We start from the raw sequence: 14,405 nt of genomic DNA on the forward strand, positions 1-14,405 counted from the left end.
ATGCTTGCTCTTAAGTCAGTGCCTGATTTTCTAGTGCAGAAGTGCTTGCATGCGGTATTAAACAGAGTAGCGCAGAAAATCAGAGCAGTTTGGCCAAGATAGTGGAAATGGAAACAGACCCTATGCTATCCTAAAAACAAAAAAATAATTCGAGAAATCAAGATGCAGTCACTTAAAACTCTTTTTTGTATTAGTATATTAAGTCTTCTTATTTCACCTTTATACGCCGCAACAACCCAATTTCTTCCTTCTGGATGCTGCAGCCAGATGGGCGGCATCAGTTACTGCGACTCATCAGCAGGCCGTCTTGTGTGTAAAAATGGTTTTTACTCTACATGTTATTGTACACCCCATGCAGTGATGGATTTAAATCTGTTTCGAGGTTGCTGCTTATGGAAAGGTGGGGTTGTTTCTACTTACTCCATAACTGGGTTCGTTGTATGTAATGACGGTTCCGTTTCAGAAGAATGTTCTTTGCGACCAGAAGAGAAAATTGCAGCGTGGTAAGCTCCAATTATTTTTCAAGGTGGCAATAGGAAACTTCTTGTTTTGGTAACCAATGGGCTCATAAGCAAATAAAAGCACCTGCCCCATTAGCACTTATCTTGCGATAGAGGAATCATTAATGCACTACAAAGCCTTATCTATAGCAGGATTTGATGGCTCTGGCGGGGCTGGAATTCAAGCTGACCTCAAGACATTCTCTGCATTGGGGTGCTATGGAATGACCGTACTTACGGCATTGCCTGTACAAAATACTTGTGGTGTAAAAAGCTGTTACAGCATTCCATTGCAAGCTATAGAAGATCAACTAAATGCCATTTTCGATGACATTAAACCTGACGGTATAAAAATAGGTATGCTCTTCAATAGCGAGATCATTGGCTTAGTCTCATCATTTCTTAAACGAAAAGCAGCAGATATTCCTATTGTCATTGATCCTGTAACTGTTGCTAAAAGTGGCGATCCTTTATTATTGCCCGAAGCTGTAGACTCTTTGATAACAGAACTTATGCCGCTTGCTACTTTAATTACCCCTAATCTTCCAGAAGCATCTACTTTTACTGGAATAAATGTTTCATCTGAAAAAGAAATGAAGTACATTGGTCAAAAATTGCTTGATTTTGGACCAAAATACGTTTTACTCAAAGGCGGCCATCTGCAATCATTAGAGTCGAATGATTTATTAATAGGAGTAAATGGGGACACTCATTGGTTTGCAAGCCCAAGAATTAATTCACAAAATACCCATGGAACTGGATGCACTCTTTCTGCAGCGATAACGGCTTGCCTTGCCCAAAAAATTGATTTAATTAAAGCATGTAGCATTGCAAAAAATTATTTGTTCAATGCCATAAAAGCTGCAAAGGAAGAACGTATTGGTCTAGGAAATGGACCGGTGCATCATTTTTACCATTTTTGGCCGGTACAATTGTTGGATTAAGAAAACCAGAGCTATAGATTATGACAACCAGGCTATAACACGGATTTTCCTATTCATAAACTCCCCAAATTAGGATTTGCGGGCCCTTACCCAGAATACAAATGAAAAATTTATATTAAGTTCCAATTTTTCTTTAATTATTTTTTTGTAAGCTATTCCCTCTTTTTCAATTGCTTCACCAAAACATAATGCGCTGAAAAGAATCAACAAATACCCTATTGCTGAGTAACAGAATATAGTATCCGAGAAACATAACAAACAAAAAGAAACCAGCATGCCCAATAGAAACGGTTTCATTTCTTTAAGCTTTAATGCAGTAATAAACAATGTACCAATGAAAAAAAGAAAAAGAGCAATTCCTATCAAACCCAGTTCCGCAAGGGTCAGCCAATATTGGCCATGAGGTTCATTAAGCTTATGTCCCCAGGAAGGAACAGGTTGATCTTTAATAAAGTGATATTGAAACCCTCCTGTCCCTACTCCTACAATTGGATGTTTTTTAAATAAAGTTTTTGCATATCGATGAAACTGATATCTATAACCTAAAGAAGTATCTGTTTGATTGTACTTTAAGAGCCTAAGATCATTCACCAGGGAGTAAGCGCCATCTTGCATTACTGGGCTAAGCATAAATGCCAAACCACTCACACTCATAAACAGTACAAGCCCTATTAAAGCTTTTCTAAGAGGGAATTTTTGCACAATCAACAAGCACATTAATACACCATAAATGATGTAGCCTGCTCTTCCTGAATTAATAAAAAATATTTGATAGCTTCCTAATACAATCATGGATAAATATAAAGATCGCAACCATTTGCCGGTATTTGCTTGGAGCAGCAAAATCCCCGCAAAATAAACTGCCAAAGCAATCATGATTCCAGTAACAATATGATTATAAAATACTTCTCCAGGATCCAGAGAAGTAAAAAAATCATTTATAAATAGATTGTTAATTTTCAATATAGAAAGAATACAAGTGAACAGCATGGATAATATATAACTATTTAAAGCCCATGTTCTTGTTTGCGGTTTAATAAAACCTACAGCAAAAATCGGTAGAAAAATTAGCTTAGAATATTTATTGACAATATTGTATTCCAATTTGAATGGGGCTTTCGACCATAAACAGGCGATAACAACATACAGAAATAAAACGACCGCAGCTCGAGCCCATAATGTATTAAAGGCATAAAACAAATATTGTCTGTAAGAAGGGGTAATTCCTATGGCCAACAAGCTAACTACAGTTAATATTGACTTAATGCTTGGACTTATAGGAATAAAAAATACCAATAACATGAGAAGGGTTGGTATCAGTAGATGAAATTTTTCGATTCTTTCTTCTAAGAAGCTCAGGTTCAAATTAATTCCTCTGTGCCTTTTGCCAAAGAAGGCAATTGTTCCAGATTGCTGTCTTGATACAATTGCTTAATGCCACGATAAAAAGTTCCTTGTGCATTAAACACTGCAAATAAAAAACCTATTCTGCCATCGAGAAACCCACGTTGCAAGATATAACATCTAAAAAACATCCAGGAAGTGCTCGCCAATGTTTTAATAAAGCTGGTTTTTTTTTTATTTAGGATATATGTTTTGGCGCTATAGGATGAATATTTGTTCATTTTATATAACACATGACTCACGTCTTTAAATGAGTGGTGCATAATAGTACTTTTGATTTTACCAATACGTGCCTCCTCTGGAAGAACTATCTTTTCATGCACAATGTCACTACTGAAATAGGCATTTGCACGCTTAAAAAGACGAGCATGACGCTTAGGACTAGAAGAGTATTTTAAGGGTTGATTATAGAAGTACATTTGGATTGCGATTCTAAAGGCATCTGCTGAATCAGATGCCATGGCCTCAAGGATCTCTCGCTGCAATTCCTCACTCACAGACTCATCAGCATCAAGATTGAGCACCCAGTCTCCTTGAGCTTTTGATAATGCCCTTTGTTTTTGAGCACCATAACCTGGCCAATCTGTAGAAAAAACATGCTCTGTATATTCTTTGGCAATAGCAACCGTTTTATCGGTACTTCCGGAGTCCAATACTATTATTTCATCAGCAAATCGAACAGATTCGAGACATTTTCTAATATTCCTTTCTTCATTTTTGGTTATTATTATTACACTCAACGTCATTTAAAAAACACCCTCTCGATGATCGTGACTATCAAAGTGTAACTTGCCATCTTTAACTTTTAAGGTCACATGACCACCATGCATCAACTTACCAAATAAAAGCTCATCAGCCAGAGGTTTTTTTACATTCTCTTGAATCAATCTGGCCATAGGACGAGCCCCCATCACTTTGTCATAACCATGTTCAATAAGCCATTCACGAGCCATTTTATCGACGTTAAAGGTAACTCCTTTATGACTTAATTGCTCATCCAGCTCCATAATGAATTTATCAACGACTAAACCAATCGTCACTGCATCCAATGGAGCAAAATTAATGATTGCATCAAGTCTGTTTCTAAACTCAGGGCTAAATTGTTTTTTAATTACTTCAAGTCCATCATTACTATTGTCTTGTTGTGAGAAACCGATGGAATTTCGTACCAACTCTCCTGCTCCCGCATTAGAGGTCATAACCAGAATAATGTGTCTAAAATCTGCTTGACGTCCATTTGTATCGGTTAAAGTACCGTGGTCCATAATTTGCAACAGCAAATTAAATACATCTGGGTGCGCTTTTTCGATTTCATCAAGCAACAGTACCGCATGAGGATTTTTAGTTACAGCCTCCGTCAACAGTCCCCCTTGATCATAACCAACATATCCTGGAGGAGCACCAATTAAACGAGAAACAGTATGTTTTTCCATGTATTCAGACATATCAAAACGTAATAACTCTATGCCTAAAACATTAGCCAATTGTCTGGTTACTTCTGTTTTTCCAACACCTGTTGGCCCAGCAAACAAGAAACAACCTACAGGTTTTTGGGGATCTCTAAGTCCAGAACGACCTAATTTAATTGCAGAAGCTAATGCGGTGATCGCCTGATCTTGCCCATAGACTAAAAGCTTCAAATCACGTTCTAAATTACGCAAGGTATCTTTATCACGCGCTGATACTTTCTTAATCGGTATACGAGCAATTTTTGCTACAACGCTCTCAATTTCAGTGACACTTATTATTTTTTTACGCTTGCTTGCAGTTAATAAATTCTGATAAGCGCCTGCTTCATCAACAACATCAATTGCTTTATCAGGTAAAAATCGATCATTAATGTATTTTGCAGAAAGTTCAGCGGCTGCTTTTAATGCAGGAATCGTGAATTTCACTCCATGATGCTCTTCTAATCGACCTTTTAGCCCTTTCAATATTTCAAAAGTTTCATCGACCGTAGGTTCAGGAATATCAATTTTTTGGAAGCGTCTTGCTAAAGCTCTATCTTTTTCAAAAATACCTCGGTATTCTTGATATGTTGTGGAGCCGATGCATTTTAACTCACCATTGGCCAGCAGGGGTTTTATCAAATTGGATGCATCCATGACACCGCCAGAGGCTGCTCCCGCACCAATAATTGTATGAATTTCATCAATAAACAGTACAGCCCCTTCCTGTTGTCCTAATTGCTTTAATACTGCTTTTAATCGTTTTTCAAAATCACCCCGATATTTGGTTCCAGCAAGCAAGGCACCCAGATCAAGTGAGTAAACGATACAATCACGGATTGCATCCGGTATTTCACCATCCACAATACGTCGCGCCAAGCCTTCAGCAATTGCGGTTTTACCTACCCCTGCTTCGCCAACAAGTAATGGATTATTTTTCCTGCGTCGGCACAATACTTGGATTGTACGTTGTATTTCTTCATGACGTCCGATTAAAGGGTCAATCTTTCCTTGTTTCGCACGTCGGTTGAGGTTTGTGCAATAACTTTCTAGAGGTGACTCATTACCTTCTGATGAGCCCATATCATCTTCCATAGAATTCATGTTCTCATGCATATCATTATTTTGATACTTAGAAACGCCATGAGAAATATAATTAATCACATCAAGTCGTGTAATATTTTCTCTACGTAAGAAATAAACTGCCTGGCTTTCTTGCTCACTAAAAATAGCTGCTAAAACATTTGCTCCAGTAACTTCGGTTTTTCCTGCAGATTGCACATGAAATACAGCACGTTGTAATACACGTTGAAAACCAAGTGTAGGTTGAGTTTCTCTATCCAATTCATCTTCAGGGATTCTAGGAGTAGTTTCATCGATGAACTCAATTAAATCCCGGCGTAATGCTTCAATATTTGCATCACATGCTTGCAATACACTTCCAGCTGCAGGGTTATCAAGCAATGACAACAACAAATGCTCAACGGTCATAAATTCATGACGTTTTTCCTTTGCTTCCTTGAAGGCTAGATTCAAGGTGAATTCAAGTTCTTTATTTAACATTGTCGTTGCTCCTCTTCAGCCCATAGCAAATTACTCGGGTTCCATGCTGGATAGCAATGGGTGCTGATTCATTCTGGCGTATTCGTTTACCAGCGCTACTTTTGTTTCTGCTATATCTCGCGTAAATACCCCACACACGCCTTTTCCTTGAATATGAACCTGTAACATCACCTGAATAGCAATTTCTTCACTCAGATGAAAAAAATGCTTCAGTACATCAACTACAAAATCCATAGGTGTATAATCATCATTGAGCAACACTACTTTGTACTTTCTAGGCACTCTGATTTCAGTACTCTGCTCCGGCTCAGCTACTTTAGGCCTTATAATTTCCTCTAGATTCTGCCCACTCATAACATACAACCTCTATATTATTTTTATAGACTCCCTACGCACTTTTGGCCAGTAAAATCAGCTAATTTTAATGAAAAAATTAGCCTTTGAAATAATCAAAAACATATTGATTAGATAGCATTCATTCACGATAGAAATCATAAATGGCCTAAATTACAACCTAACAGAAGCAATGTGACCTCGGAGAGACTGTATTTATCTCTCCCAATTTCACTCATTTCCCATAGGCTATATATTTATGCCATACGCTTTACATCTGCTTAATTACTTCTTCTCCAAAACCAGAGCTGCTCACCAAAGTTGCACCAATCATGCCACGCTCAAAATCATAAGTTACTGTTTTGGCTGCTATAGCACCTTGCATACCTTTGATAATTAAATCAGCCGCTTCAGTCCATCCCATATGACGTAACATCATTTCTGCAGAAAGGATAATCGATCCAGGATTTACCTTATTCTTGCCCGCATATTTTGGTGCAGTCCCATGAGTTGCTTCAAATACAGCAACTTTATCACTTAAATTTGCACCTGGAGCAATACCGATACCACCTACTTGGGCTGCCAAAGCATCAGAAATGTAGTCGCCATTTAAATTAAGTGTAGCAATGACGCTGTAATCTTCTGGTCTTAAAAGAATTTGTTGTAGAAATGCATCCGCAATTACATCATTAATGATGATTCGCTTGCCTGTTTTAGGATTCTTAATTTCCATCCAAGGGCCGCCTTCATATTCTTTGGCGTCAAAAAAATTACGTGCAACTTGATAACCCCAATCTTTAAATGCACCTTCGGTAAACTTCATAATATTACCCTTGTGAACCAAGGTTACTGTGTGCCGGTCATTATCAATTGCATATTGGATTGCTGCTCTGACTAAGCGCGTAGTTCCTTCTTTAGAAACCGGTTTAACCCCTATGCCACAGTGCTCAGGAAAACGGATTTTTTTAACCCCCATATCTTTCATCAAGAATTCAATCACTTTCTTGGCTTCGGGAGTATCAGCCTGCCATTCAATACCAGCATATATATCTTCAGAATTTTCCCTAAAAATAACCATATCCGTTTTCTCAGGCTCTTTAAGGGGGCTTGGAACACCAGTGAAATAACGAATTGGACGTAAGCAAGTATAAAGATCCAGCTCTTGACGAATTGCAACATTAAGTGAACGAATTCCCCCGCCGACAGGAGTCGTCAAGGGGCCTTTAATCGAAACAACATATTTTTTCAGCGCTTCTAAAGTTTCTTTAGGTAACCATTGATCAGACCCATACACTTTTGTTGCTTTTTCACCTGCATACACTTCCATCCAGGCAATTTTTCTCTTATCGCCATATGCTTTTGCAACCGCAGCATCAACAACTCGAATCATAGGAGGTGTTACATCTACACCAATGCCATCTCCTTCAATAAAAGGGATAATGGGATTATTGGGTACACGAAGTGATAGATCAGCAGTAACTGTAATAGCTTCACCATGAGAAGGCACTTTGATTTTATCGTATGTCATTGACAACTCCGTAAAATTAGAGAAAAGGCAATGATAGCATGTGATAACTTGGAATCCCAAGTACCATTTCTATTTAATTCTTCGTAGTTGGAAGCTTACTAAGCATGTTGCAACATTTTGATTTGTTCAATCAGTTGATCATATCCTGCTTCAACATTGATATACTCATTTTTTGCTAAATAAATAGATAATGATCCATCATCTGTTGCAGAAGGTTTTTGTAAAACACCATTATAACCTTGGCTTTTCAAGCGGAGAAAATCATTAATTTTGGTAACTAAATAAAAATTCCGAAAATAATTTTCAGGAACCATATGAATCGCCTGAGCATCACGTTCCAACGACTTTCCTGGTAAATAATCTTTAAGTGAATAAGATGAATTATTATGAACAGCAACTACTTTACCTTTTGGTAGTAACTGTTTAATTTTACTTGCCAACTTGTTTACTTCCTGATGTGCCCGAGGAGTGTATGGCCCAAACTGTGACAGCGTTTTTTTAATTCCTTTATCTGTAAAAATCCGGTTCGGATCAAACTCATAACGCTGATTATTTAAATGAAATACTATGTTGCGGCCACCGGAGTGTACTAAAGTAATAAGGCTCCCTCCGTCTTTCTGAATCACTGCCTGTGCTGCTTTTAAAGCTGTTTGTTCATTATGATGCACATGAACATAGGTCTTACCTTTGCCTAGTGTATGCTTAATCTCTACTTTTTCATCACCAACTATTACAATATGATTCATTGCATAGGCAAACTGACAAAAAAAAAGCGAAACTAAGAGTGCTGATTTCATAAAAATTTTCACCATAAAGTATAATTTTTGCGTTATTGTATAAGAATCAACCTATAAAAACAATGAATTGTATTGAGGATTTGCTCATCATGTAGAAAGCTCCTACTATAAGCACACTCAAACTCTTTTTTATATCATACTTAATGCCTGAAATTATACTTTTCAATAAACCTTATGGTGTCGTCAGTCAATTCTCTGGTGAGAATCATGAACACACATTAGCTGCTTTTATTAATAAACCCGATTTTTATGCAGCAGGACGATTGGATAAAAACAGTGAAGGCTTGTTATTATTAACCAATAATGGCGCTTTGCAACATCATCTAACTCATCCCAAATTCAATAAAAAGAAGTATTATTGGGTACAGGTAGAAGGAATACCTAGCGAAACCGATTTAGAACCCCTTAAAAAAGGTTTAGTTCTTAAAGATATTACCTTTTTGCCAGCAGAAGCCAAACTTATTAGTGAACCACAATTATGGCCGCGTAATCCACCAATTCGTTTCCGACAAAACATCCCGACCAGTTGGCTGGAAATTATTTTAAAAGAAGGGAAAAATCATCAGATTCGCAAAATGACTGCGGCAATTGGGTTCCCAACTTTAAGATTGGTACGCCATCAAATTGGGGACTGGAGCTTGGAGAATTTACAACCTGGTGAATATAGAGTAATCCATCACCCTTTCAAATCACCTAGAACTCAGGGGAAAAAAAGAGGAGCTGATGTAGTTTGAACTGACTCATAAATCTCGTAGATTGGCTCATTTTGACTATTCCCGGCTGCAGGCAGCTGTCTCCTGATCGCATCTCTACCTACGCCCCGTGGCTTGTCCGCGAGATCCAGTGTTTCAGCGCAGATCTCCTGGATCCCGCGGACAAGCCACGGGAAGTCGGGGTAGAGCTGAACTGGTTTTTCAACGATAAACCAAACGTTTCAGCAAAGTATCTTCACCCAGCAGGCGAATCCATGGCCAGATAAACATGCCGACTAAAGCGCTGGCTGCAGGGGTAAATAAGCTGTAATTGAATCCAAGCAGAGCAGCAATTAAAGAAATAATCGATTGATATAAAAGACAAAAGAATCCAATTAAAAAGATTTGCTGCATCATAGAAAAAAATTGAAATCGTCTTGATTTGCTGGAGGCAATCCAAGTTACCAAAAGTAAGGCAAATGAGTGTTCCCCAATTACTGTGGCAAGTAATACATCCAATAATAATCCCACAAACAGCAATGTAGTCAGTCTGAAGTTGCCTGGTAAAAAATATTCTATATAAAGCACAAGCAATAATATCCAGGGAGGACGGAATGCTGAGATTAATACAGGCATGGGTAATATAGATAAAAGAAGAGCTACAATAAAACCCAAGCACAAACGTACGCGAAGATTTCTTATCACATAGTCTCCTTGGCATTTAAACGTTCATTAATTTGCGCGTTCAACTGCTCTTGCTCAGCATCAGGCCATATGAGTAATACCAACCGGTTACGATTAAGCAGTGCAACTGGTTTCACTTTCACTTTAACAAAATCTTCACCAGGAATACTATTTACTTCTTCTACAAGACCTACGGGGTAACCTTCAGGATAGTGTCTGTCTAAACCTGAGGTTACTAATACATCGCCAGGATGAATGGATGAGGTTTTTGGTAAATTAATTAAGGATAATTGCTCTATATCGTTGGTTCCAACAAGAATTGCCCGTTCTCCAGTACGATTGTTACGTACGGGTACAGCGCTTTTGGAATCCGAGATAAGTAAAACCGTGCTGGTTATAGGGCCTATATCGACAATTTGCCCCATAACTCCTTTCGCATCCAAAACAGGTTGTCCCACATAAGCACCATCACGTTTTCCCTTATTTAAAACAACCACTTGGCGAGAATTGCTGGTATCCACAGCAAGAATTTGTGCAGCCATTGCGCTCATATTTGCTTGTGATGAGGTGAGGAGCAACTCTTTTAATTGTAGGTTTTCCTTTTGAATAACAATTAATTTTTGTAATTCTGCTTCCAACATGGTTTGCTGATAGCGCAATTGCATGTTTTCTGCAATTAAAGCTTTTTTTGCACTAACCAGTGACTGTATCCAGCCAATAACACGCACAGGATAATCTACTGCATATTGCAAAGGAGCAACCACTATGGAAAAGCCACTACGAACATTATCTAAATAACGATAATGATAATCAGAAAACATTAGAAAAACAGAAAAGACAAGAGCAAGCACAAATCCTATAGAACTGTACCCGCTCCTGCTAAATAATCTGTTATATTTATTATTCTGTTGAGAGGAAATCACCACCGCGTAAATCCATGGTTTCTAAAGCTTTACCACCACCACGTGCTACACAGGTCAGCGGATCTTCAGCAATTAATACAGGTAAGCCAGTTTCTTCCATGAGCAAAGTATCAATATTTTTCAATAAAGCACCGCCTCCAGTGAGAACCATACCACGCTCAGCAATATCAGCAGCCAGTTCAGGTGGAGCTAACTCCAACGCAGCTCTCACTGCGCCAACAATGCCTGATAAAGGTTCTTGAAGTGCTTCTAAAATTTCTGCACTCGTCAGAATGAAACTACGAGGAACACCTTCAGCAAGGTTTCTTCCGCGAACTTCGATTTCAAATAAATCACGACTAGGGAAAGCAGAACCAATTTCATGTTTAATACGTTCCGCAGTGGTTTCACCAATTAGCGTACCGTAATTGCGACGGACATAAGATACAATAGCATCATCGAACTTATCGCCGCCTATACGAACAGATTGATGGTAAACAATACCACTTAAGGAAATAATCGCGACTTCAGTAGTACCACCACCTATATCAACGACCATAGAGCCACTGGCTTCCTCTACTGGCATTCCAGATCCTAAAGCCGCTGCCATAGGTTCTTCAATAAGAAATACTTCACGAGCACCAGCACCCATTGCAGATTCGCGAATTGCACGACGTTCGACTTGCGTAGAACCACAAGGAACACAAACCAAAACACGCGGGCTTGGTCGTAAGAATTTATTTTCATGTACTTTATGTATGAAATGCTGCAGCATTTTCTCAGTAACAAAAAAGTCAGCAATCACTCCATCTTTCATTGGTCTGATGGCATTGATATTGCCTGGAGTTCGTCCCAACATCCGCTTCGCTTCGAGGCCTACGGCCGCAACACGTTTTTGTCCTGATTCATTACGTAAAGCAACTACGGAAGGTTCGTTTAGGACAATCCCCTTATCTCTTACATAAATCAATGTATTAGCTGTTCCCAAATCTATCGATAAATCATTGGAGAACACACCCCTTAATTTTCTGAACATATGCCGCACTATCCCATTCTTTTTTTGTGCGCTACTTTATCCTAAATTTGGATAAAAATCGACAGTTCTTACACAACAATTTAAAATTAAAGAGTGAATATTTATACATACAAAGAATTTTGAATTTTTGAACTGGAATCAAAAGCCCAAATAAAGTGTCTTATTTTTATTTACGAACATTTGCTAATTTAAATAATCAGATGAGCTTCTTAAATTAACCCAAGATTTTTATCATCGTATTCCATTGGAAAATATAATTTGTAGTCAATGTGATTATATTATATACTACGCGTCCTATTATCCTTTTGTTATTTTGAGGTTGTAATTATTATGCCCAGTTTAAAAGCAAATGAACTATCACAATGGACTGATGGGGATGCGGATCTCCTGTCAAAGCTTCTTTTGTATCTGTTTCTTTTTATGAAAACAGCAACTAATAAAGGAAAGGATACTAATTCCGCTTATAAAAGGGTAGAAGAAAATATTCGTAATTTTATAAGTGTACGCGGTGATGATCGACTTCATATTCCTGTATTAAACAGAGCATCCATTGATGCTTCCGCCTTGTTAGGGGCGTATTTACGTCAGGATATAGTATTAAAAGGCAAACCCATTGTTGAATTAAGTGAGGAACAAATCCAAGTAGTATATGATTTTGTAAAACCACTAATTCCAGAAGGATTTACACCAAAAAAATTTTTTGACAGTCTAGAGGGTTCTCCAGCCAAAAAACATGTAACCATATTAAAACTTCTAATATTTAAAGGCATTCCTACTGAAGATCAACAGGCTATGTTCAAGCCTAAGTATGCTAAAAAAGTAGATGATCTTCTGGATTCAATCCTTAATTTGGTTGAATTTATGCGAACTCCTTTTAACGTTTTAGACTTAGAAGAGATAGCCTCTAAAGCTGCGGCAAAACAATTAGGAAAAGAGCAAGCGTCAACCTCTGGAATAGACTTACAATGGGCATCATTGTATAACGCTATTAATCGATGTTTACAAGATATTATCACTTTAAAAAAGGGTAAAATAGGAAAAGCAGAAGAGTTTCTTGATCAAATAAAACAATTCCTAGGTACATGTCAAAAATGCTTTGGAGTAGCCAACGCCGGTTATAAAATAAAAAAAGAAGTGCTTGCAGAAGTCCAAAAACAAGAAACTGAGCAAAGTGAAGCCCTTAAAATACTCGGTTTTCCTGAAGGAAATCCAGCGAAAATCAATCACTATATTACTGCCTTTAGAGAAAGTCTTATCCAAAAAGAACCTGAAAAAGCTGAAGCAATAAATAACATGACGCTTACCCAACTTATCAATACTTATGCTGCTCAATGGCAAGCAGCTTTAGATAAGATAAAAAGAGAGTTATTATCTTCTAAAGAAGAACTACAAAAGACAAAGGATACCTTACAACAAAAAGAATCTGTTTTTGCTGAATCTGAGATACAACTACAAAGTATTAAGCAGCAACATGAAACACTTAAACTTCAATTGGATGAAGCAAATAGACAACTTAAACAACAACATTCAGAGCTTGAGCGATTACAGAAGGTTGAATCCACTTCTAAAGAAACCATTACGAAACTCAAGGAAGAAATAGAAAGAATTCGTATCGATATTCAACAAAAAAGTACCGCTTTAGTACAGTTGGAAGAACAATTTCAAGCTGTCAAAAAGGAAAATGAAGAGTTAAAAAGTAAACTAAGTGTCGCACAAAAACATGAACAAACTGTTCTTGAGCTTCAAAAGCAATTAGAATCTTTAAGACAAGAAAACGTTTTATTGCAACAACGACTACTTGAAGCAGAGAAACAACCCTCGAAATCGTCAAGTGAGGGCACATCTGAAGTGTCTGAGCTTAGATCCCGGTTGGAATCTTTGCAACAAGAAAATGAATTATTGCGCCAACCCCGTGACGTAGGAAAACAAGCTAAAGCATCATCAAGTGAGATTGCACCCGAAGTAGCTCAGCTTAGATCTCAGTTGGAATTTCTACAAAACGAAAATAGTCAACTTAAAGAAGCATTGCGTCAACAAACACAACCAATGCCCAAGGAGCAACCCGCGCCACTTGATTTAAGTGCTAAAAAAGCTGATTTATTACTCGCTCTTGGAGCATTGCGTTTAAATATGTCAGATATGATCAAGATAAAAGATAAAATAATGACAAGCAAAGAAGTCAAACAGTTATTAGAAGTAAACACTGAAATTAAATGTTTGCAGAAGATTAATGAGTTTATTGAAAATATCAATAAGGGAATTTTGGAGCGAGCTGGATTTTTCTCTTCTGATCCCCATAAGAAAACGAAAGCAATTGAAACCGCTTTCCAAGAATTGTCTGTTAGTGATAAATATAAAATAGCTACCTTGTCTGAGGAAAGCATCAATGAGGAATTAAGCAGGGATAGTGGAGAAGAAAGTGATATCGGAAAATTCCTTAAAGCCATTCATCATAAAAGAGGGTTTATCCCGATTCATCAAGCAACAAGCTTTACCTTCTTTAAGAGCAAAATTAGCGCTCTAGATCAGGAGTTACAGCAAATTAATTCGCCAATACAGGTACTCTAAATAATT

Annotated in this window: 13 protein-coding genes; 4 read left to right on the forward strand and 9 right to left on the reverse strand. The window is 37.7% G+C overall.

Going from position 1 to position 14,405, the window contains the following annotated elements:
* The first annotated feature begins 162 nt into the window (after window positions 1-162).
* Complete coding sequence (locus DY223_RS10840; protein WP_082642393.1) at window positions 163-507, forward strand: neurogenic locus notch; 345 nt, start codon at window positions 163-165, stop codon at window positions 505-507.
* A gap of 118 nt (window positions 508-625) precedes the next feature.
* Window positions 626-1,444, forward strand: coding sequence for a bifunctional hydroxymethylpyrimidine kinase/phosphomethylpyrimidine kinase (gene thiD, locus DY223_RS10845; RefSeq protein WP_058458175.1), 819 nt, complete (start codon window positions 626-628; stop codon window positions 1,442-1,444).
* A gap of 69 nt (window positions 1,445-1,513) precedes the next feature.
* Here thiD and DY223_RS10850 read toward each other — a convergent pair whose 3' ends face one another.
* The 6 genes from DY223_RS10850 to DY223_RS10875 form a co-directional block, all read right to left on the reverse strand.
* Entirely contained in the window at window positions 1,514-2,809 is a 1,296-nt protein-coding gene (locus DY223_RS10850) for an O-antigen ligase family protein (protein WP_235810461.1), read from the reverse strand.
* Window positions 2,806-3,594 (reverse strand): glycosyltransferase family 2 protein, encoded by a 789-nt coding sequence (locus tag DY223_RS10855; RefSeq protein ID WP_058458176.1) that lies wholly within the window; start codon window positions 3,592-3,594, stop codon window positions 2,806-2,808. The genes DY223_RS10850 and DY223_RS10855 overlap by 4 nt, the downstream gene beginning before the upstream one ends.
* Window positions 3,595-5,859 (reverse strand): ATP-dependent Clp protease ATP-binding subunit ClpA, encoded by a 2,265-nt coding sequence (gene clpA, locus DY223_RS10860; protein ID WP_058458177.1) that lies wholly within the window; start codon window positions 5,857-5,859, stop codon window positions 3,595-3,597. It lies immediately after the preceding gene.
* Between the two features lie 30 nt (window positions 5,860-5,889).
* Complete coding sequence (clpS, locus tag DY223_RS10865; protein WP_019235066.1) at window positions 5,890-6,213, reverse strand: ATP-dependent Clp protease adapter ClpS; 324 nt, start codon at window positions 6,211-6,213, stop codon at window positions 5,890-5,892.
* Between the two features lie 250 nt (window positions 6,214-6,463).
* The gene (icd, locus tag DY223_RS10870; protein ID WP_058458178.1) at window positions 6,464-7,720 is read right to left on the reverse strand and encodes an NADP-dependent isocitrate dehydrogenase; all 1,257 of its coding nucleotides are present in this window, start codon (window positions 7,718-7,720) and stop codon (window positions 6,464-6,466) included.
* A 98-nt stretch (window positions 7,721-7,818) separates the two neighbouring features.
* Window positions 7,819-8,517 carry a protein tyrosine phosphatase gene (locus DY223_RS10875; RefSeq protein WP_174223912.1) on the reverse strand — a complete coding sequence of 233 codons (699 nt, stop codon included), beginning with the start codon at window positions 8,515-8,517 and terminating at the stop codon, window positions 7,819-7,821.
* Between the two features lie 143 nt (window positions 8,518-8,660).
* Between DY223_RS10875 and DY223_RS10880 the strand changes: the two genes are divergently transcribed.
* Window positions 8,661-9,251: a pseudouridine synthase gene (locus DY223_RS10880; protein ID WP_058458179.1), complete on the forward strand. Its 591-nt coding sequence runs from the start codon at window positions 8,661-8,663 to the stop codon at window positions 9,249-9,251.
* A gap of 180 nt (window positions 9,252-9,431) precedes the next feature.
* On the opposite strand, the gene mreD is transcribed toward DY223_RS10880, so the two are convergent.
* From mreD to DY223_RS10895, 3 genes are read right to left on the reverse strand one after another with little or no spacing between them, the layout of a single operon-like run.
* Window positions 9,432-9,911 carry a rod shape-determining protein MreD gene (gene mreD / locus DY223_RS10885; RefSeq protein ID WP_058459976.1) on the reverse strand — a complete coding sequence of 160 codons (480 nt, stop codon included), beginning with the start codon at window positions 9,909-9,911 and terminating at the stop codon, window positions 9,432-9,434.
* Entirely contained in the window at window positions 9,911-10,816 is a 906-nt protein-coding gene (gene mreC, locus DY223_RS10890; RefSeq protein ID WP_058459975.1) for a rod shape-determining protein MreC, read from the reverse strand. Before mreC ends, mreD begins: the two co-directional genes overlap by 1 nt.
* Window positions 10,794-11,831, reverse strand: coding sequence for a rod shape-determining protein (locus DY223_RS10895; protein ID WP_003636696.1), 1,038 nt, complete (start codon window positions 11,829-11,831; stop codon window positions 10,794-10,796). Before DY223_RS10895 ends, mreC begins: the two co-directional genes overlap by 23 nt.
* Before the next feature lie 330 nt (window positions 11,832-12,161).
* On the opposite strand from DY223_RS10895, the gene DY223_RS10900 reads away from it, so the two are divergent.
* Window positions 12,162-14,399, forward strand: coding sequence for a coiled-coil domain-containing protein (locus DY223_RS10900; protein WP_058459665.1), 2,238 nt, complete (start codon window positions 12,162-12,164; stop codon window positions 14,397-14,399).
* The last annotated feature ends 6 nt before the right edge of the window (window positions 14,400-14,405 follow it).

Origin of the sequence: Legionella bozemanae, from assembly GCF_900450575.1 — a bacterium.
Classification (GTDB): domain Bacteria; phylum Pseudomonadota; class Gammaproteobacteria; order Legionellales; family Legionellaceae; genus Legionella; species Legionella bozemanae.